Raw genomic sequence first — 20,395 nt, forward strand, 5'->3', positions numbered from 1 at the left:
AGGACCCCTCCATGACCTCGCACGCACGAGAGAACGACGCGCTCGGCACCGGCGATCCGCGGGAACTCGGCCCGTACCGGCTGCTGTCGCGGCTCGGCCGGGGCGGGATGGGCACCGTCCTGCTCGGCGAGGACGCGGCGGGCCGCCGGGTCGCGGTCAAGGTCATCAACCCGGAGCTGGCCGGGGAGGCGGCGTTCCGGGAGCGGTTCCGCCGCGAGGTCACGGCGGCGCGCCGGGTCCGCCGGTTCTGCACCGCGCCGGTCGTGGACGCCGAGCTGGACCGCGAGCCGCTGTACGTCGTCACCGAGTTCATCGACGGGCCGACGCTGGAACGCGCCGTCGCCGACCGCGGGCCGCTGCCCGGCTCGGACCTGGAGGGCCTGGCGGTCGGCGTCGCGACCGCGCTCGCCGCGATCCACGGGGCGGGGATCGTCCACCGCGACCTCAAGCCCGCGAACGTCCTGCTGTCGTCCACCGGCCCGCGCGTGATCGACTTCGGCATCGCCCGGGCGCTGGACGCGGCGGACGGCCCCACCCGCACCGGCCAGTTCGTCGGCACCCCGAACTATCTGCCGCCCGAGCTGCTGCGCGGCGAACCGGTCACGCCCGCGTCCGACGTGTTCTCCTGGGGCTGCGTCGTCGCGTACGCGGGCACCGGCCGCGCCCCGTTCGACGGCGCGACGATGCCGCAGATCCTGTACCGCGTCGCGCACGAGCCGCCCGCGCTGGACGGCCTGGACCCCGCCCTCCGCGACCTCGTCGCCGCCGCCCTGCACAAGGACCCCCGGCAGCGGCCGACGGTGGACGACCTGCTGAGCCGCCTCGTCGGGCACCCGCGGCCGAACCCGGCGCAGATCGCCGAGACGGTCCAGTCGTCCTGGCACGGCCCCGCCTACGACCAGACGATGCAGACCCGCCGCGTCTCCGCCGACCCCACCCGCCACGACCCGCCCCCGCCGCGCGGGTTCCCGGTCAAGCCGCTCGCGCTCGGCGCGGCGGCCGTCGCGCTGCTGCTGGTCGCGGGGGTCGGGCTGTGGGCGGCGCTGCGTCCGTCCGGGCCGCCGTCCGACACCGCGAGCGTGTTCAGCGACGACTTCAGTCAGACCGCGTCCGGCTGGTCCGGGAACGTCTACACCGCGCCCGCGCCCGACGACGGCTACGAGGGCGGCCACTACCGCATCGACCTGCGCGACTCCGACGACTCGGCCGTCACCGACTCGCCGATCGACGTGCGCAAGCGTCCGCTGCCCGTGCGCGAGCTGGTCACGGTGAAGGCCGAGATCACCGGCGGGCCCGACTACGGACAATTCGGCGTCTACTGCCGCAGTTCGGCGGGGAAGACGAACCTGCTGCCGTCCTACCGGTTCCTCGTCCGGCGCGACGGCAAGGGTGCCGTCCTGCGCAAGGTCACGCCCGACGGCGGGTCCAAGGAGCTGTACTCCTCCGACGACGCGCCCGGCTACCGGCCGGGGCGGCAGAACACCGTCCAGCTCGCGTGCGAGCAGGACGGCGGCGAGGTGCGGCTGCGGGCCTGGCTGAACGGCACGCGCGCGGCGTCCGCGACCGACGGCGGCCAGATCCTCCCGAACGGGAACGCCGGCCTGACCGTCGCACGGGTGGGACCGTCCAGCGCGATGGTGACCGTTCTGTTCGACGACTTCGAGATCTCCGAGATCCACTGACGTCCCGGGAGGCGTCCGCGTGACCCGTCCCCTCACGAGCACCGACCCGCGCGAGCTGGGCCCCTACCGTCTCACCGGACGGCTCGGACGCGGCGGCATGGGCACCGTCTACCGGGCCGAGGACCCCGCAGGGCGGCCCGTCGCCGTCAAGGTCATCAACGCCGAGCTGGCCGACGAGGACGCGTTCCGGACCCGGTTCCGGCGCGAGGTGACGGCGGCGCGGCGGGTCCGCCGGTTCTGCACGGCGGCCGTGCTGGACGCGCGGCTGGACGGCGAGCCGCTGTACGTCGTCACCGAGTTCGTGGACGGGCCGTCGCTGGAGCAGGCCGTCCGCGCGGGCGGGCCGATGCGCGGCGGGACGCTCGAAGGGCTCGCGGTCGGCATCGCGACGGCGCTCGGCGCGATCCACGGGGCCGGGATCGTCCACCGCGACCTGAAGCCCGCGAACGTCCTGCTGTCGTCCACCGGCCCGCGCGTGATCGACTTCGGCATCGCCCGGGCGCTGGACGCCGTGGACGGCCCCACCCGCACCGGCCAGTTCGTCGGGACGCCCGCCTACCTCGCGCCCGAGATCCCGCGCGGCGGCGAGATCACGCCCGCCGCCGACGTGTTCTCCTGGGGCTGCGTGGTCGCGTTCGCGGGCACCGGCCGCTCCCCGTTCGCGGGCTCGACCGTCCCGGAGATCCTGCACCGCGTCGCGACCGCCGACCCCGACCTGGACGACCTCGACCCGGCCCTGCGCCCGCTCGTCGCCGCCGCGCTGGACAAGGACCCGTCCCGCCGCCCCACGACCCGGACGATCCTCGCCCACCTGACCGGCGACGACGCACCCGCCCCGACCGTCCCCGACACCCCGCCCCCGACCGTCCCCCGCGTCCCCGTCACCCCCGCGCCCGACCCGGCCGCTCTCAACACCGCCGCACCCGACCCGGCCACCCCCGACCACACCGTGCGCGACCCGGCCGGCCTCAACACCGCCGCGCCCGACCCGGCCGCACCGCGCCCGCCCGTGTCCCGCGCGCGGCGGTGGCGCCGCCCCGTCCCGCTGGCGGCCTTCGCCGTCGCCCTCATCACCGTCGCGGCCCTGCTGGCCTGGTTCACCACCCGCCCCGGAGGCCCGCCGAAGCCCGGCGCGCTCATCGTGCGGGACGACTTCTCCGACGACTCCTCCGGCTGGCCCGACAGCCACTTCCTCTGCGGCGTCTACGACGACGGCAGCTACATGCTCATGGCCGACGCCCAGTCCCACAAGGGCTGCAAGATCCCGAACATGCGCGTGTCCTCGACGGGCCGCTACCTGATCGACGTGAAGGTCCAGTTGCGCACCGGCCCGCCGTCGGCGGCATGGGAGGCGGGCCTGACCCTGCTGGCGGCCGGTGGCGAGCGCTACCAGCTCGGCCTGCGCCTCTACGGGACGTTGTGGCTCGGCAAATACGCCGGCGGCGGCCGAACCGAGCTGAAGCACGCGACGATCGGCTCGTTCGTCACGACCGGGCTCAACCGGCTCCAGGTGGCCGTGGACGCGAGCGACGGCCGCAGGACCCGGATCACGGCGTGGGTCAACGGAGACCGCACCCTGTCGTTCACCGACACCGAGCACCCCCTCATCCCCGGCGACATCGGCATCGACACGAGCAGCTTCGGCGACAACAGTGCCGTGGCCTTCTTCGACGACATCAGGGTCAGCGAGTACTAGTCCTTGCGGCCCGTGGTGGCGATGGCGACGCCGAGGCCGATCATCATGAGGCCGCCGGTGCCGCCGACGGCGGACAGGCGGCGGGGCGAGCGGGCGAACCAGGCGCGGGCCGTCCCGGCGGCGAGGCCCCACAGGCCGTCGCACAGCAGCGCGAGCAGGCAGAAGACCAGCCCGAACACGAGCATCTGCGCGGGCACGCCGCCGCGTTCGGGGTCGGCGAACTGGGGCAGGACGGCCGCGAAGAACACGAGCGTCTTCGGGTTCGTCACGCCGACGACGAAGCCCTGCCGCAGCGCGCGCCACGTCCCGACCGGCCCGGCGACCGCGTCGGCGGCCTCGGCCAAAGAGCGTCGGTGCCGGAACGCCTGCACGCCCAGGTACACGATGTAAAGAGCGCCGCACAGCTTCAGGACCGTGAAGACGACGAGCGAGCGCGCCACCACCGACCCGACGCCGAACGCCACGGCGGCGGTGAGGACGAGCGCGCCGAGTTCGTTGCCGACGACGCCCGTCAAAGCGACGCGGCGGCCGTGCGCGAGCGCGCGGCCGACCACGAACAGGACGCTCGGCCCCGGCACCAGGATGATCAGCAGCGCCAGGGCCGAGAAGGCGAGGAGGTTTCCGGGGGCGACCATGACCGGCACCCTAATCACCCGACTCGCCAGGCAAAACAGGATTTATACCGACGACCGCTCCCGCGCGCCCTCCGCGACCGGCGCGACGGAAGGCCGCTCCAGCCGCGCCGACGCCACCGCCGCCGCGAGCCCGCCCGCCCCGAGCAGCGCCGCCACCCACAGCGGCGCCGTATAACCGAGCCCCGCACCGATCGCGACCCCGGCCAGCGCGGGCCCGACCGTGTTCCCGAGGTTGAACGCCGCCACGTTGGCCGCCGACGCCAGCGTCTGCGCGTCCGAGGCCGTGGCGAGCACCCGCGACTGGAGCGCCGGGATCGTCGCGGACGCCACGACGCCGAACACCGCGAGCGTCACCACCGCCGTCGCCTTGTTGTGCGCGGTGACCAGCAGGACGAGCGACGTCAAGGCCAGCGCCGCGATCGTCACGTACACGCTGGCCAGCGGCGCGCGGTCGGCGTAGCGTCCGCCGAGCAGCCCGCCCGCGAGCATCCCGACGCCGAGCCACGTCAGCACGAGCGGCACCGCGCCGGACGAGAACCCCGTGACGTCCGTCAGCAGCGGCGCGACGTAGGTGATCACGGCGAGCGCGGGCGCCCAGCCGAGCGCGGTGGTGAGCAGGACGAGCCAGACCCGTCCGCGCCGGAACGCGCCCAGCTCGCTGCGGACCCCGGCCGCCGGACGCGGCGAGCGCGGCACCAGCGCGGCGATCCCGGCGAACGCCAGCACGCCGACGACCGCGATCACCCAGAACGTGACGCGCCAGCCGAACCGCTGCCCGACGGCCGTCCCGAGCGGGACGCCGAGCACGTTGGCGAGGCTGAGCCCGGCGAACATGAGCGCGATGGCGCTGGCGCGCTTCTCCGGCCGCACCAGCCCGGCCGCGACGACCGACCCGACGCCCATGTAGGCGCCGTGCGCGAACGACGCGACGATCCGCGCGCCGAGCAGCGCGAGGAACCCCGGCGCCAGCGCGGACAGGACGTGCGCGGCGATGAACAGCCCGACGAGCCCGAGCAGCATCCCCTTGCGGGGCAGCCGGGCGCCGAGGGCGGTGACGAGCGGGGCGCCGACGACCGTCCCGAACGCGTAGCCGGAGACCAGCAGGCCCGCCGCCGGGATGGACGTGTGGAAGTCGCCGGCGAGGTCGGGCAGCAGTCCGGCGATGACGAACTCGGTGGTGCCGATCCCGAACGCGCCGAGCGCGAGGGCCAGCAGGGCGAGGGGCATGACGGTCCTCCGGTAGGATTACCGGCGTACGCCGATAGCGAGCGGAAGCATTAGTTGCAGACGCCGACTATCTCAGCACGCAAGGAACGTGCGGGGCAAACGCGCAGGAGGGTGAGCCGTGTCACGCCAGGACGACGCACGGGCCCGCGGCTGGCGGACGCTCGCCGCGCTCCAGGCCCGCATCGAGGACCGCATCGAGCGGTCGCTGCAGGCCGAGCACGGTCTGAGCGTCAACGAGTACTGCGTGCTCCACCACCTCGCCGGCCCGGACGGCCCGCACACGCGGATGCAGGAGCTGGCGGCCCGGCTCGTCCTCAGCCAGAGCGCGACGACCCGGCTCGTCACCCGGCTGGAGGAGCGCGGCCTGCTCACCCGCGTCATCTCCGCCGAGGACAGGCGCGGCATCTACGCCCAGGTCACCGACGAGGGACGCGCGCTGGAGCTGCGCGCCGCCCCCACCCACAACGCCGCGCTGGAGGACGCGCTCGCGCAGGCCGCCGACCTGCCCGAGCTGACGCCGCTGGTCCGCGCGCTGGAGTCGCTCGCCGACCTGAAGGTGTGATCAGCCGCGCGCCAGCGCCGCCCGGCGGATCGTCCCGGACGGCGTGCGCGGCATCTCCGCCATGAACACCACCGAGCGCGGCACCTTGTGCGCGGGCAGCCGGTCCCCCGCGAAGCCGATGAGGTCGTCCTCGGTGGCACGGGTCGGGGCGGTCGCGTCGTCCAGGACGACGAACGCGCGCAGGTCCCCGTCGGCGTCCGGGACGACCGCCACTTCGACCACGCCGGGATGCCGCCCGAGCGTCCGCTCGACCTCCACCGGCGCGACCGGCTCGCCGAGCACGGTCACCTGGTCGCGGAGCCGGCCGTGGTGGTGGACGAAGCCGTCCTCGTCCACGTGGACGAGATCGCCGGTGAGCAGCCAGCCGTCCGCGCCGAGCACGCCCGGACGGCCGAGGTACTCGCGCGTCACCGACGGCCCCCGCACGTACAGGACGCCGGTCTCCCCGGTCCGCGCGGGACGGCCGTCCACCCGGACCTCGATCTCGAACGGGTCCAGCGGGACGCCGAGCGTCCCGCGCCGCCGCCGGGTGATCGTGTTGGAGACGAACGTGTGCCCGGCCTCGGTGCTGCCGAGGCCGTCCAGGACCGGGCAGCCGAGCGCGTCCTCGACCCGGGCGGCGAGCGACGGCAGCAGCGGCTCGCCCGCCGACAGCGCGGCGCGCAGCGTCCCGAGCGCGTCGCGCAGGTCCGCGCCGTCGGCCGCGACGAGCCGCGCGTACAGGGTCGGGACGGTGAACAGCAGCGAGGGCCGGTGCGTCCGGGCCTGCTCCAGCACGCCCGCGACGGTCGGGATGTCCGGCCACAGCACCGCCGACGCCCCCCGGAACATCGGGAAGAAGACCGTCGCGCCGAGCCCGAACGGGTAGCACGCCTTGGCCGGGGACAGCACGACGTCGCTCGACGTCAGCGCGAGCGCGCCGTCCGCGAGCGCCCGCACGTAGCCCTCGGGGTCGCCGTGGCGGTGGACGACGCCCTTCGGGGCGCCGGTCGTCCCGGACGTGTACTGGACGTAGGCGGGCGCGTCCGGCCCGACGGGCTCGGGGTCGGGGACGTGCGCGGGCTCGTCGGCGAGGTCGTCGCCGGTGACCACGTGCCGTCCGGGGAAGCGTCCGGCCAGGTCGGGGGCGCAGACGACCGTGCGGGGCTCGGCGTCGGCGACGATGTGGGCGTGCTCGTCCGGGCTCTGCTCCGGCCCCGTCAGCACCGCGACCGCACCGAGCCGCAACGTACCGAGCAGCGCCGCAACGAACGCGGGCGAATCGAACAGCGCGATGAGGACGCGGTCGCCGGACCGCACCCCGGCGGCGTGCAGCACCCCGGACGCGCGCGCCGCCGCGTCGTGGACCGCGCCGTGGCCGAGCGTTCCGGCGGCCGTCCGGAACAGGGGGCGGTCCCGCCAGCCCCGGGTCTCCGCGCGCCGCGCGAGCGCCGCGGCGAGATTGTCGTCCGTCCGAACCTCCTGCATGGAGAGGAGGCTACGCCCGGTATGCACGCCGACACGCGCGGTTCGCGGTTTTTCAGCCTGCCAGCAATTCCCAACCGGTGCCGCGCCGGACGAGCAGATCGCGGACCAGCAGCGTCCCGACCGGGACGTCGCGGCCGGGGGCGGCGTCGTCCTCGCTGCGTCCGTCCGACCAGACCTGCCCGACGGCCCAGCGCAGCTTCTCGACGCCGTCGGGATGGCCGGTGCCGGACGCGACGAACACGTCCCGCGCCGGGACCGCCACGACGAGGTCGCCCTCGACGTCCTGGGCGAGCTTTTCGAGGAACCCGTCGTCCAGCAGCAGCGCGGCCTCCAGCCCGGCGCCGCCGAGCGTCACCGTGACGGCTCTCGCGTCGGGGTACCAGTCGAGCGACAGCTCCCGGCGCCGGTTGCGGAGGTTGATGGTCGCGAGCCGCCACAGGTCCTTCGGCGCGATGCCCATCTCGTCGCAGTGCCTTCGCGCGACGTGCTCGTAGCGTCTGCGGCCGGCGCTCTCGTCGGGCAGCTCGAAGGCGTAGGTGACGTAGAGGTCGCCCGCGAGGTCGTCCCGGACGGGCTCCTCGCCCGGCGGCAGCGGGAACTCCAACTGGACCTCGGCCGGGACCCGCGCCTTCGGCAACGGGACGACGAGATCGGTCCGCTCGGTCACGAGGTTGCTCCTCCCGGGGACGGCGTTTATCAAGTGGATCACGATACCGGGATGCGGCCGTTACCGTGGGTGATGTTCTATCGGGTTTCCGTGACCGGTCCGCCGGGCGGGACGATCTTCAGTCCCTTCGGCGCGCCTTCCTCGATGAGGCTTCTCAGCGCCGTCGTGTCGAGGTGGTCTGCTATGAGGTCGCCCAGTTTGTCGAGCGTCTTTTCTCTGAGCGCGCGGAAGGAGACGTCGGGGGCCGGGACGAACTTCCGGTTCGCCGTTTTCGCCACGTCTTCGAGGAAGGCGCGGCGGAAAGCGTCGTTCTCCAGCGCGCCGTGCCAGGTCGTCCCCCAGACCGCGCCGCTTCGGCAGCCGTCGAGGAACGGTTCGCCCTGGTGTCTGACGATTCCGTGGTGGATCTCGTAGGCCTCCACCTCGTGGCCGTATGCCTCGCCTTTCGGGCGGGCCAGGGTTTTGTGCTGGTGGAAGGTGACGTCCGCCGGGAGCAGGTTGAGGCCGCTGACCTGGCCTTGCTTGGACTCGACGTCGTCGCGGATCGTCCTGGCGAGCATCTGGTAGCCGCCGCAGATGCCGAGGACGGGGCGGTTCTGCTTGGCGCGCTTTTCTATTTCGTCCGCCATTCCTCTCTCGCGCAGCCAGGCGAGGTCCTGGACGGTCGCGCGGCTGCCGGGGAGGACGACCAGGTCGGCGTCGGCCAGGTCGCCGGGGCTCGCCGCGTATCGGACGGCGACGCCCGGTTCGCAGAGGAGCGCGTCCAAATCGGTGAAGTTGGAAATGCGCGGGAATCTGACGACCGCGACTCTCAACGTTTCCTCGCCGTGCGGAGCTTGGGCGTCTGGGCGGGGGGCCTCCAGGGCGAGGGTGTCCTCAGAGTCCAGATAGAGGCCGAGTTGCCACGGGAGGACGCCGAGCGTGGGTCGTCCGGTGAGTTTCTTGAGCTGATCCAGTCCCGGTTCGAGGAGTTCGCGCGCGCCGCGGAATTTGTTGATGACGAAGCCCGCGATGAGCGCCTGATCCTCGGGTTCGAGCAGCGCGACCGTCCCGTAAAGGGAGGCGAACACGCCGCCCCGGTCGATGTCGCCGACCACGATGACCGGGATGTCCGCCGCACGGGCCAGGCCCATGTTCACCAGGTCGCCCGCCCGGAGATTGATCTCGGCCGGGCTGCCGGCGCCTTCGCAGACGACGACGTCGTACTGCGCGCGGAGTTCGGCCAGGCTGTCGTTGACGATCGTCCGCAGCTCGTCCTTGAACGCGCCGTACTGCAGCGCGTCCACCTCCGCGACCGGACGGCCCTTCACGACGACCTGGCTGCGGCGGTCGCTGCCCGGCTTGAGCAGGACCGGGTTCATGATCGCTCGTGGTTCCGTGCCGGCGGCCTGGGCCTGCATGTACTGGGCGCGTCCGATCTCGGCGCCGTCCGCCGTGACCATCGAGTTCAGCGACATGTTCTGCGCCTTGAACGGCGCCACGCTGACGCCCTGCCGGGCCAGCCAGCGGCAGATGCCCGCGGTGACGACGCTCTTGCCGGCGTCCGAGGTCGTCCCGGCTATAAGGATGGCACCGCTCATCTACCGCTCCCGTTCGCCGCCAGCGCGGCGGCCAGCGCCGCGACGGCCGTGACAATCGCCGACAGCCTGGTCGCACGCCGGATGTCGCTCGTCTCCGGCGGCCTGCCGTCACCCAATTCGGGCCGCTGCTCTTTCCGTCCGTGGTAGACGTTCGCGCCGCCGAGCCTGACGCCGAGGGCGCCCGCGAACGCGGCTTCGCACCGTCCGGCGTTGGGACTGGGGTGCTTGCCCCCGTCCCTGCGGAGGACGCGCCAGGCACGCGGGGCGCAGGCGACGGTAATCGCGGCGGTGACCCGTGCGGGGACCCAGTTCAGGACGTCGTCCAGCCGCGCAGACGCCCAGCCAAACTGCTCGTACCGCTCATTGCGATACCCGACCATCGCGTCGAGCGTGTTGGCGGCGCGATAGGCGAGCAGCCCCGGGACGCCCGCCACCGCGCCCCACACGAGCGGGGCGATGGCCGCGTCGGACGTGTTCTCGGCGATGGACTCGACGGTGGCCCGGGCGAGCCCGCCTTCGTCCAGATGACTCGGATCGCGCGCACAGAGATGCCCGAGCCTGTTCCGCGCCGCCTCAATATCGTCACGCTCCAGATATCCGGCCATGACCCGCCCTTCGCGGGCGAGCGACGTACCGCCCAGCACTGCCCAGGTAGCCAGCGCCGTGACGGCGGCCTCAGCCGTGCCGCCGTGTGCCCTGCGCTCGACCGCGTACCCGGCGGCTGCCGCCCCTCCAACGAGCGTCGCCGTATAGATGACCCCGTTGAGCTTCCGATCCGCATAAAGCCTGTCTTCCAGAGCTTTCGCAGCACGCCCGAAGGCGGCGACCGGATGCCCCCTCCGGGGATCACCGAACGCGGCGTCAAGCGCGACGCCCACCAGCAACCCGGCGGCCCTAGACGAGATGCGCATCAAGATCCTCCCAGTGGAGGTCGAGCCAGTCCTGAGCACGCCGGATGCGCTCCCCGGCACCGCCGTCCCACATGCGCGCCCACCCACCGCCAAGCCGCTCCGCACGCCGCCGCATAGCCGCATAAGACCGCTCGAACCGAGCCCTGGCCAGCGGCAACACACCTCGCCGATCGTCCCGCCCAAGCCCATAGGCATCACAGAACAGCCGAAGCCGCCGCCCAGCATCAACGTCATAGAGAACGGCGTCACGATCAGCCGGATCAGCAAGCGGCGCCCAGTGCCGAGCAGCCGTGACAACGTCATAGAGCCGCGTGGTGGGCCGAGCAAGATCAAAATCGATCAACGCCACCGGCACCCCGTCCCGGAACACGACGTTCTCCGGAGTCACATCACAGTGCCCGACAAGCTCAGGAGGACCATCCGCGTTGGACGCGTCCAGCTCATCCCAGACAGCATCATCAGGCGGCCGGTACGCAGCAACGGCATCGTGGTACCGCCGCAACAGCCCGGCAACCCCCCGAACCGCAGACTCGTCCACCGCATAAGCAGGCAACGGCCGATGCGGAACATCCCCGTCCACCCACCCCAACACCTCACGCCCCAGCCCATCAACCCCGAGCACCCGAGGCACCCCATCAAACCCGGAACGCTCCAGAAACCTCAACAGCCCATGAACCGCCGCAGTATGCGCCCCCACAGGCCGCCGCACCGTGTCCCCGACCCGCACCACGCCTTCCGTGACGTCACCCCCGGAAAGCGGCACCTCACCGTCCACCGCCACAGGGATAGACGATAAGACCAAACAACGACCGCACCGACCACGCAAAACCAGTGTGGAGCCCGGCCACGCCCGGCCCTACACTGTGACCCGGTGCCCACTTGGACACCGAAGCGCCCGTAGCTCAGCTGGATAGAGCACCGGTCTTCTAAACCGACGGTCGCGGGTTCGAATCCTGCCGGGCGCGCTCTAAGATCCCCGTAAGTTGCCCCCTGACCAGCCCGAACACCTCACCCGGGCGCGCAGCCGGACACCGCCTCCGACAGCCGGAACGCCCGCTTCACGGAGTACACGCGGAATGATCCCGCCCGCATCCGCGCAGGTCGAGCCCACAAACCAACGAGACCCCGGACGGTTCCGGCCCCTCTGGCAACGTGGCGATCTTCACGCGGCCAACGCGCAGCAACGGCACGCCGGTCAGTCCGACGGACCAGGGCCCAAGACGGTGTACTCCTCCAGCCGCATATGCATCTGGGAGGGGCGCATCCAAGGAGTCCAAGGAGTCCAAGGATCGCCGTACTCGATCGTGGTGCGCTCAACCTGCTCCAGCCCAGTGGGCGTGAGCCGGTAGAGCATGCCGGACACAGCCGCAGGCGTGAAGCGACTCGCCCGCAGGACGACATGCCCGCCCCTCAGATGCGGGCACAACCGCACCGAGCGTTCGACGCACCCGGGGCACAGCGGAGGCTGAGCGGTCAGAACGGGCGCGGGCCAGGGACCTTCGGCATCCTGATACTCCCGCGCCGAAAGCACCCAGACCGCGTCCTCCCGGCAAGGCTTCCCACAGACCTGGCACAGCAGCTTGCGCATCGCGAGCCGCTGCCGCAAGTAGTGGAGAATTGGCGAATCGGGCTAGGAGACGAAGGTTCTCTAACCCAATGGCTAGAAGTTCGGCTCCCACCGGGCGCGATTAAAGACCAGGCAGCTGGGTTTTGGCCAAGCCCGAACACTGCTAGCGCGGTTGCGCAGACAGAACTTTCAAACCATGGACGCGTTCGCAATCGCATCCGCACAGGTCCGACCCGCAGGACGGCTTGCTCTGGGCTGGGGAGCAGCCATGCGCTTACGCGGTGGCGTGGGGGTGGGCGGCAAAGCGGGATTGTAGGTCGCGGTCTAGTTCGGGGAAGTCTCGGTCTTTGGTTTCGGGGACGAAACGGGTGGTGAACAGGAGGCCTAGAGCGGCGATTGCTGCGAAGATCCAGAAGGTTTCGCCTTGGCCGATGGCGTTGGCTATGGGGAGGAAGACCAGGCTTACGGCGAAGTTGGCTGCCCAGTTCGTGGCTGTGCAGGCGGCTGAGCCTGTTGCGCGGGATGACGGGGGGAAGATCTCGCCTATGAGGGTCCAGAAGACTGGGCCTACGCCGCCTGCGTAGCCGGCGATGTAGAGGACCATGGCTAGGAGTGTTAGGACGGACGGCCAGTCTGCGATGAAGGCCAGGCCCAGCAGGGTCATCATGACGGTCATTACCGCGAACGAGACGAGCAGGAGTTCTCTGCGGCCCAGGCGGTCGATCAGGCGGATCGCCAGGATGGTCATCGCTAGGTTGATGACGCCGATCGCGATTGAGTAGACGATCGAGTTCGATGCGGTCAGGCCGGTCTTCTCGATGATCGTTGGGGCGTAGTAGATGATCGTGTTGACGCCGCTGAGCTGTTGTGCGGCGGCTAGGACCAGGCCGACGATCAGGGCGGGGCGGACGTGGGGCGTCAGCAGGGAGCGCCAGCCTGTTTCGGACGGGTTTTGTGCGCGCTGCTCGTCGCGGTGTTCGATCAGCCGGTTCGCGGTGGCGTCGTCGCTGACGCCGGCTATCACTGCGTGCGCTTGTTTGCGGCGGTTGTGGGAGAGCAGCCATTCGGGTGACTCGGGCAGCACCCAGAGCGCGGAGATGACCATGACCAGGGCGGGTATTGCGCCTATTGCGATCATTGCGCGCCAGTTGCCGCCGCCGGCGAAGGCCAGGTTGACGAGGTAGGCGATCAGGATTCCGATCGTGATGAGCATCTGGTTGAGGGTGAGGAGACGGCCTCGGATCTCTTTTGGTGCGATCTCCGAGAGGTATGGCGGGACGGTTGCCGATGCTGCTCCTACCGCCAGGCCGAGGACTAGGCGCGCCGCTAGCAACATTCCGTAACCCGTCGACAGGACTGCGATGGCCGTGCCTACTAGGAAGACGGCTCCTTCCAGGCAGAAGATCCAGCGGCGTCCTATGCGGTCGGCTAGTCGTCCGGATGCTAGTGCGCCTGCCATCGCGCCTAGGACCAGCACGCTTACGACGCTGCCTTGCTGGAACGAGTTCAGGTGGAAGTCTGTCCTGATGTAGAGGAGTGCGCCGGAGATTACGCCGGTGTCGAAGCCGAACAGGAAGCCGCCTACCGCGATCAGTACGGCGTGCCGCCAGATCTTGCGGCGGCCTCGGCCCGTGATCGCGGCTAGTACTCCCCCATCGATCGGTGCGCTGGAGTAGCCCTGCAATGTCACGTCCTCCTCGGGTACGCGGACGTTACGACCGCAGGTCTACGACGACCTTGATGTCGTCGGGCTTGCGGTTCAGGCCGTCCGCGAATGCATTCATCGGGACGCGTCGGGTGATCAGGCGGTCAAGCCAGCCGGCGTCGGCCTTGGCCAGTGCGTCGGCTGCCTGCTGGAAATTGCGGCGTGCAGCGTTGACTGAGCCGAAGATGACCGTGTTGTCCAGGACGAGGCCCTTGTTGATCGCGTCTGCGGGGACGGGGACCTTTCGTTGCCCTGATGAGATGCCGGTCAGGCAGATCACCGCGTCCGGGGCGACTATCTCGGTGAGCTGGAAGAGCAGCGGGCCGTGTCCGGTGCACTCGATGACGACGTCGGGGCGGATGCCGATGTCGCGCACGTCCGTGGTATGGAACGTTCCGCCCAGGTCTTGGACCAGCGTGCGCTTCGCCGGGCTCTCCTTGTTGTCCACGACGTGGACCTCCAGGCCGCGCTGGACTGCCATCAGGGCTGCGAAGAGTCCGATCGTGCCTGCGCCGGTCACGAGGGCGACCTCGGGGCGCCATGAGGAGCGTGTGAGGAACCGGTCGGTCTGCTCCCACGCCTTGGCGATTACCGTGGCAGGTTCTAGCAGGACGCCATTGTCCCCGAGTGCTGGGTTCAGCTTGACGGCGTAGCGATCTTCGGTGAGCCATAGTTGGGCGCCGAAGCCGTCCAGCTCTTTGATGCCGCGTTCGGTGTAGCCGCCGTTGCGGCAGAAGTCCGCCTCGTCGTGGGCGCACGGGATGCAGGGCACCGGGTCGGGGCGGCGCACGACGCCGACGACTAGGTCGCCTTCCGCGAATCCGCTGGTGGGGTCTGCTGAGATGACCGTGCCCAGCGACTCGTGTCCGATGATCAGCCGGTCGCTGCCCGGTGGCGTCCAGCCGTAGCCGTCGCTTTCGACGATGTCGTTGTCCGTGCCGCAGATGCCGAGCAGCCGTCCCTCCACCAGCAGGTCGCCCGGGCCGGGGACGGGATCGGGCCGTTCCTCCACCCGGACCAGGTCGGGACGTCCGGGGACCACGGTCAGCGCCTTCATCTGTGTCGTCTCCTCGCCGCCGACGCACGCTCTGGACAGTGCTGCCCTGCGGCCCGCCGCACCACACGCCCCGTTGACCGATCACGGACCAACCTTGGACATTCGGTGAAATGAGGTTCTACCGACACCGGGCTGAGTGCGTTGTGAGGTGGTGCACCGCACCCTCTGAAACCACTGGGCCCAGCGACCCACATGAGGGGCACCGGAAAACTTGCGCCATGGCAACGCGTCCATTACGCGGACGACCTCGTCGACCGAGCACCAATCGGCTACGTGATGCTGCAGATAGAAGTACGGGCGGGAGAAGGCTGAATTCTACTGAACCAACGCTTGCGGACTCAATCCTGCCGCGTGTTCAGGCTGCCGGTACGTCTCCGAACGTGTAGTCCGCCGTTCACAACCGATCCAGATGTGCTACGAGGTCCTGGTTTCCGGACGTGGCGGCAAGCGCGCGAAGTTCGGGCAGACTGATCTCGCCGAGGCCGAGCTGACGCCCGATCCGCCCAGCGTGGTGGGCGACATCATCCCGTCCGGCTCGCAGGCGCGCGGTGAGGTAGGAGTCCACCCGTTTGAGGAGGGCATCGCGACGGACCCGTTCATCGGCGCACCAGACGTGAAAGAAGTCGTTGCCCAGAACGACGAACGATCCGAGTTTGCTCAGCGGTACCTGACCTCGGGCGCCGTTCGCCTGGAAGCACCGGGCCGGGAAAGTCACGCGGAGCGTTCCGTCATCGAGCCGGATCGGACGCAGGTCGGCGAGGCCGCGATTACGCAGATATTCCTGAGTCTTCCTCTCGTCCCGGCCACCGCGCGCATCCGCTTCTTCGTTCTCCAAGACGACAACGACCTCGCGACTGCCTTCACATATCGCCGTGACGTCGTCATCGGCCGTGTCGCCCGCCCGGGTGTAGGCGAAACAGCGGGTCCGGCCGCCGGGTTCGACCGCCCGTACGGCGAAGATCGGCAGGTACACGGTTTCGGGCTCGCCGGCGAGTACCGGCATGTCGACGCGCTCCGGCAGATTGAACCGGTCGCGTTCGGCCAGGCCGGCGAGTTCGGCGAGAGCGGCCATCCGAAACGGGCGCTCGCCGGAAAGAACGGAGAACTTCGGTCCGTCGCGACGCTTCGCCTGGTCGAGGGCCTCCTTCAACGAGAGGAGCATGACAGTCGACGGGTCGTAATACGGCCGCGTCAGCGGCCGCGAGGCGAACGCGTCGAAGTAAAGCCTGCGGCGGTCGTGCCGCTCGACCGTGTAACGCACCCGGTCGCGGACGGACCTGTGCCCGATGTCGGTGAGCGTGACGCGGCCGTCCGACGCAATGGTGACGTGGCCGAGCTTCACCAGGACCCTGAGCGCCCGGTCGACGAGGGTTTCGTCCAGCGAGAAGAAGCGGGCCAGATCGGCCGCGTTGTCCAGGCCGCCCTCGGCGATCCCCCGTTCCAGGTAGCGGTCGATCAGGTCATACGGCTGGCCGTCAGTGATGGTCGCCTCGACCTCCACGCTCCAGACGGGCAGAAGCAGCGGGATGATGCGCGTAGGCGTTGCCCCCCGCGCGTACGCCGCGTCTTCGAGGGCGCGCTGCTCCGGATAAGGGATCAGCCTTTTGGCGGGCATGACTCACTCCTGCTCATTGAGCTTCCTGACCAGGTCGTGCACCTCGCGGTACTGGCGCAACTCGCCGTTGCGGACCACGTGGTCGCGCAGCGACCGGGCCAGCTCGGCGAAGCCGTGATCCCGGGCCGCGGTCAGCGTGGGCAGGTCGCCGACGAGGACGAGCTGGCGCTGGACGCGGGTGAAAGCGACGTTGGCCCGGCGTAGTTCCTTGAGGAATCCGACGTCGCCGTGGCCGTTGGCGCGAGTGAATCCGTAGAGGATCACCGAACGTTCGTCGCCTTGGAAGGAGTCGACCGTCCCGACGTTCAGCCCCAGCAGCGTCGCGTCGCCGATCCGGGCGGCCAGGGCGGCGGTGATCATTCTGACCTGTGCCTTGTAGGGCACGATCACCGCCCACTCCGTGCCGCGGCGGTGGTAGTGGACGGCGAGCTCGACCAGCAGGTCGGCCTCCGCCGGGTTGACGTAGCCGGTCTGTCCCCAGCGCTCGCGGGCCCGGCCCTGCCGTTCGCCGCGTTCGCGGTCCGGGAGCCGCGCGGTATCGACGAAAGCCAACGGGCCGGCGAAGATCTGGTCTCGGTGGACACGCGTCACGTCCGTCCGCAACCTCCCTTGGTAGAAGGCATCGGAGACGAAATCGGCGATCACCGCAGGCATCCGGCGCTGCCGGGTCAGTTGCACCACGTGGCCGGACGGCAGTCCGTCGACGAGCCGCTCGAGCGCGCTTTTGGCCAGCAGGTCGCGGACGAGCGGGTCACCGACCGATCTGCCCCACGCCTCGACCTCGGAGTCGAGGAACGGCGGAAGCTGCTGAGCGTCTCCCACCAAGACGCCTCGCTTCGCGCGCACCAGCGGCACCAGCGCGTCGGCGACCCCGATCTGCCCGGCCTCGTCCACGATCGCCAGGTCGAAGGAGACGTCGGCGATCTCGGGACGCGACGCCGTGCCGGTGCAGGTGGCGGCGATCACATCGGCGTAGCGGATCAGTTCGGGATAGAGCTGATCGGTCGCGCCTTCGATGTCGGCGTGCCACTCGCCGAGCAGCGCCGCGCGAGCGCTGATCACCGGCAGGGCCGCTCGCAGCCAGCCGAGCAGAGAGCCGAGGTCCGCTTCCACGACGTCCGGCGGCGCGTCCTCGCGCACGGGCGGCACGACGGCCGCAGAGCCGAGCGCCAGGCGGGCATGGCGGGCCGCCTGCACGGCGGCGAGCACGCGGGTGTGGTAGAGCCGCGCCGCGGTATCGAGATCCCGGTGGGCCGCTCGGACGGACGGAGCGTCGCGCGTGACGGCCTCAAGTTCTTCCACCGCCTCGGTCAGCGCGTCACGAATCCGGAACAGTTCCTCGTTCAGCCGGTCGGCACGTGCCTTGCCCGCTGCCTGCCGCCTGGTCCACAGCAGCGCCAGCAGCCCGACAAGCACGCTGAGGACGGGTGCCCTCTCCGCACGCGCCCACAGCAGTCGACGCGCTCTGCGTTCGGTGCGCCGCCGATGACGGTCGAGGACCTGCACTTTCTTATCTCGCCGGGCCGTGAGTTCGTCCACTCTGACTTGTATCGGGCCGCCCACGGCACGACGGGCCGCATCGTGCCGGGCCCGGGCCTGCTCCGTCCCGGCCCGTGCCGCCGCGAGCGCGTCGAGCCGATCGTGCAGCTCGTCGGTCCACTTTCCGGCGGTTTCGACGTCGCGGTACGCGTCCATCGATCGCTTCGACTCGTTCAGCACCCGCTCGCGCAGTTCGGCGGCCCGCCGTTCCAGCAGGTAGGGCTTCCCGTCGGCCGTGACGCCCGTGTGCCCGACGCGGACGACCTCCAGGTTCCCGGGCAGGCGGGTGAGCACGTTGTCGACCGCCCGATTGGTGCGGGAGGTGACCAGGACCCGCTCCTGCCGGTCCAGGCTCGCGGCGTGGGCGATCTGTGCGATGACACGCGTCTTGCCGGTGCCAGGCGGGCCGAGTACCACCAGCAGGTCCGGGGTGGCCAGACCTCTGCGGAAGGCCTCCTGCTGATCGGGGTCCAGGTCTTCGGTCGCTCGGGCCGGCGTCGGCGGGATCCTGCCGACCCTGTGCTCCACCACGGCCGGAAGCAAACCCATGTTGCGGGACTGCCCCGCCCGGAGCAGGGCGATGGCTTCGCGCTGCTTGTCAAAGACCACGCTGCTGGGCGTCGCCTCCAGCACGCCCTGCGGAAAACGTGCGAGCCGGTCCCAGTCGACCGGTCCGTCGAAGCGCACCGTGACCGCGTCGCCCTCGTTCCGCACCACCCGGCCCCGCAGCCCGGGGTCCCCACGGACCTGGACGAAGGTCTCGCGCTCCGGCTTCTCACCGCCCACGAGCCGGAACCGGTACGCCGACTGGGCACCGTCGCGCTGCTCGCCGGTCGCGGTGACCGCGCGATAGGGGAACGCCGCCATCGACCGTGCCGTCTCGGCGTCGATCCGCTGGCTGGCGTCGACCGTCTGTTCGAGCGTGTCGAGGAAACCGGACTGCGCGGAAGTCAACGCGGAACCGCCCTGCCGTGTCGCCAGTTCGCTTCCGAGGCCGTCCCACGCGTCCACCAACGAGGACCAGTACGAGTCGGAGGGCCTAGGGATGGTCCGCACGTCGAAGTTCACCCGCCATCTGGACGGGCGGACCAGCAGGCATCCTCGCGCGAGCCTCTCGTGGTCGTGCATCCGCATCGGGCTGATCGATGCGATCGTGTAGGCGTCTTGGTACTTCTTCGTCAGGAAGAGACGGACGGTATAGGTCGTGAGGTGGAGCAGCAGGCTCCAGTCCCCGCCCTGCCAGGGCTCGCTGAATGTCACGGCCACACCGTCGGCCCTGGCGTTGAGGTCGCTTTCCAGCCGCCGCAGGTCCACGGGCAGTTGCAGGTGCGGATTCTCCCGGGCAAGCCGGTCGACCTTGGAGTTCAGCTTCTCGCTAGGGACGAGGTTGATGGATCCGGGGAGGGTCACCAGGCGAAACGTCATCGTTTCCTCGGGAGAGGTCGGCACGGGCGGCCCGGAACGCCGCGCCGAGCACGGCGGCGTCCGGACGGGCGTCCGGGTCGGACGCCAGTGCGGCGTCCAGGACATGACTGATCCGATCCGGAACGTCGGGGGCCTGCCTGCGGAGGGGCAGGGGAGCACGGACCGCCGGGGGGCGGCCCGTGAGCAGGTGGTGGGTGAGGGCGGCGACCTGGTAAACGTCGGTTTTCGGCCCCGGACGGGCGCCGCGGCCGTGCCGCTGTTCGGGGGCCTGACCGTCGGGCGGACCCTCGCCCGCGCGAGGTTCGCGGGCCGCGAGGCCGAGGTCCCTGAGCTTCACCCGGCCGCCGTCGCACATGATGATCCCGGACGGGGTCAGGCGGCGATGGGCCACTCCGTGCGTGTGCAGCGCGGCGAGGGTGTCGCAAAGGTGCGCCAGCCCTCGGAAGAGGTCGAACATACGGAACGGGTCCATTGCCGCGCCGCCCGGCTCGAGCAACGTTTCCAGGGCCGGGAACGGCTCCTGGGACTTGCGCGAGGACGGCCAGGCGACCGCGAGGGTCGCAGTTCGTCCGTCCGGTTCGGTTTCCATGTGCAGCACGCGCGGGAGCCCGGCGATCTGTCCGCTCAGCCGGGTCAGATACTCGCGTTCCACGGCTAGGGTTTTCAGTTCCGCGCGGGCGGCAGCGGTCTCCTCACGCACACGCACCTGCCGCAGCCATGCGTACCGGTGATCTGGCGCCGCCTCGGAACCGCGTCCGCGCGGCCGTGCGCGTCGCCCGCCCGGGCCACGTGCGACGCGCAGCGCGAGGGCCTCGCGGTACAACACTGAATGGTCTGGTGAGGAGGACGTTCTCAGGAAGGGATCGCAAAGAAGGTAGACGTGCGCGCCGACCCGGACGTCGGCGCCGCCGGACCAGCCCACCGGAACCGTTTCCGGCGTTCCGGCGGGGATGATCACCCGCGGGCCATAATAGTTCTTGAACTGGTCACCGTTGACGAGATCGCCGTTGATCGCCACGTGAAGGGCGTCGCTCGGCGCACGGTCTCGGGGATCGTTCAT

15 protein-coding genes and 1 tRNA gene are annotated in these 20,395 nt (G+C 70.6%); 4 read left to right on the forward strand and 12 right to left on the reverse strand.

Features of this window, described 5'->3' with window-relative positions:
• Positions 1 to 11 precede the first annotated feature (11 nt).
• Positions 12 to 1,682, forward strand: coding sequence for a serine/threonine-protein kinase (locus GQ466_RS30880; protein ID WP_202420719.1), 1,671 nt, complete (start codon positions 12 to 14; stop codon positions 1,680 to 1,682).
• A 19-nt stretch (positions 1,683 to 1,701) separates the two neighbouring features.
• Entirely contained in the window at positions 1,702 to 3,378 is a 1,677-nt protein-coding gene (locus GQ466_RS18165; RefSeq protein ID WP_378186477.1) for a serine/threonine-protein kinase, read from the forward strand.
• Here GQ466_RS18165 and GQ466_RS18170 read toward each other — a convergent pair.
• Both GQ466_RS18170 and GQ466_RS18175 read right to left on the reverse strand, forming a co-directional pair.
• Complete coding sequence (locus tag GQ466_RS18170) at positions 3,375 to 4,013, reverse strand: LysE family translocator (RefSeq protein ID WP_161104155.1); 639 nt, start codon at positions 4,011 to 4,013, stop codon at positions 3,375 to 3,377. The genes GQ466_RS18165 and GQ466_RS18170 overlap by 4 nt on opposite strands.
• A 42-nt stretch (positions 4,014 to 4,055) precedes the next feature.
• A complete protein-coding gene (locus GQ466_RS18175) occupies positions 4,056 to 5,240 on the reverse strand; it encodes an MFS transporter (RefSeq protein ID WP_161104156.1) in 1,185 nt (394 codons plus the stop codon).
• A 118-nt stretch (positions 5,241 to 5,358) separates the two neighbouring features.
• On the opposite strand from GQ466_RS18175, the gene GQ466_RS18180 reads away from it, so the two are divergent.
• On the forward strand, positions 5,359 to 5,802 hold the full coding sequence (locus GQ466_RS18180; RefSeq protein ID WP_161104157.1) for a MarR family transcriptional regulator: 444 nt from the start codon (positions 5,359 to 5,361) through the stop codon (positions 5,800 to 5,802).
• Here the strand turns inward: GQ466_RS18180 and GQ466_RS18185 are convergent, their stop codons facing one another.
• From GQ466_RS18185 to GQ466_RS18205, 5 genes are all read right to left on the reverse strand, one after another.
• Entirely contained in the window at positions 5,803 to 7,269 is a 1,467-nt protein-coding gene (locus GQ466_RS18185; protein WP_161104158.1) for an AMP-binding protein, read from the reverse strand.
• Positions 7,270 to 7,321: 52 nt separating this feature from the next.
• Positions 7,322 to 7,936 (reverse strand): DUF1444 family protein, encoded by a 615-nt coding sequence (locus GQ466_RS18190; protein WP_161104159.1) that lies wholly within the window; start codon positions 7,934 to 7,936, stop codon positions 7,322 to 7,324.
• Positions 7,937 to 8,013: 77 nt separating this feature from the next.
• Positions 8,014 to 9,516 carry a cobyric acid synthase gene (locus tag GQ466_RS18195; RefSeq protein WP_161104160.1) on the reverse strand — a complete coding sequence of 501 codons (1,503 nt, stop codon included), beginning with the start codon at positions 9,514 to 9,516 and terminating at the stop codon, positions 8,014 to 8,016.
• On the reverse strand, positions 9,513 to 10,427 hold the full coding sequence (locus tag GQ466_RS18200; RefSeq protein WP_161104161.1) for a cobalamin biosynthesis protein: 915 nt from the start codon (positions 10,425 to 10,427) through the stop codon (positions 9,513 to 9,515). Before GQ466_RS18200 ends, GQ466_RS18195 begins: the two co-directional genes overlap by 4 nt.
• Positions 10,411 to 11,202, reverse strand: a complete 792-nt coding sequence (locus GQ466_RS18205) for an aminoglycoside phosphotransferase family protein (RefSeq protein ID WP_337193529.1) — start codon at positions 11,200 to 11,202, stop codon at positions 10,411 to 10,413. The genes GQ466_RS18200 and GQ466_RS18205 overlap by 17 nt, the downstream gene beginning before the upstream one ends.
• Before the next feature lie 116 nt (positions 11,203 to 11,318).
• On the opposite strand from GQ466_RS18205, the gene GQ466_RS18210 reads away from it, so the two are divergent.
• A tRNA-Arg gene (locus GQ466_RS18210) sits at positions 11,319 to 11,392 on the forward strand.
• Positions 11,393 to 12,268: 876 nt separating this feature from the next.
• On the opposite strand, the gene GQ466_RS18215 is transcribed toward GQ466_RS18210, so the two are convergent.
• The 5 genes from GQ466_RS18215 to GQ466_RS18235 form a co-directional block, all read right to left on the reverse strand.
• The gene (locus GQ466_RS18215) at positions 12,269 to 13,684 is read right to left on the reverse strand and encodes a sugar porter family MFS transporter (protein WP_337193530.1); all 1,416 of its coding nucleotides are present in this window, start codon (positions 13,682 to 13,684) and stop codon (positions 12,269 to 12,271) included.
• Between the two features lie 22 nt (positions 13,685 to 13,706).
• Entirely contained in the window at positions 13,707 to 14,756 is a 1,050-nt protein-coding gene (locus GQ466_RS18220) for a glucose 1-dehydrogenase (protein ID WP_161104162.1), read from the reverse strand.
• A 394-nt stretch (positions 14,757 to 15,150) separates the two neighbouring features.
• On the reverse strand, positions 15,151 to 16,371 hold the full coding sequence (locus GQ466_RS18225) for a hypothetical protein (RefSeq protein WP_161104163.1): 1,221 nt from the start codon (positions 16,369 to 16,371) through the stop codon (positions 15,151 to 15,153).
• 3 nt (positions 16,372 to 16,374) lie between these two features.
• A complete protein-coding gene (locus GQ466_RS18230; RefSeq protein WP_161104164.1) occupies positions 16,375 to 19,335 on the reverse strand; it encodes a DEAD/DEAH box helicase in 2,961 nt (986 codons plus the stop codon).
• Positions 19,286 to 20,395 carry a protein kinase family protein gene (locus GQ466_RS18235; protein WP_161104165.1) on the reverse strand — a complete coding sequence of 370 codons (1,110 nt, stop codon included), beginning with the start codon at positions 20,393 to 20,395 and terminating at the stop codon, positions 19,286 to 19,288. Before GQ466_RS18235 ends, GQ466_RS18230 begins: the two co-directional genes overlap by 50 nt.

The organism is Actinomadura rayongensis (genome assembly GCF_009831215.1).
Taxonomy (GTDB): Bacteria; Actinomycetota; Actinomycetes; order Streptosporangiales; family Streptosporangiaceae; genus Spirillospora; species Spirillospora rayongensis.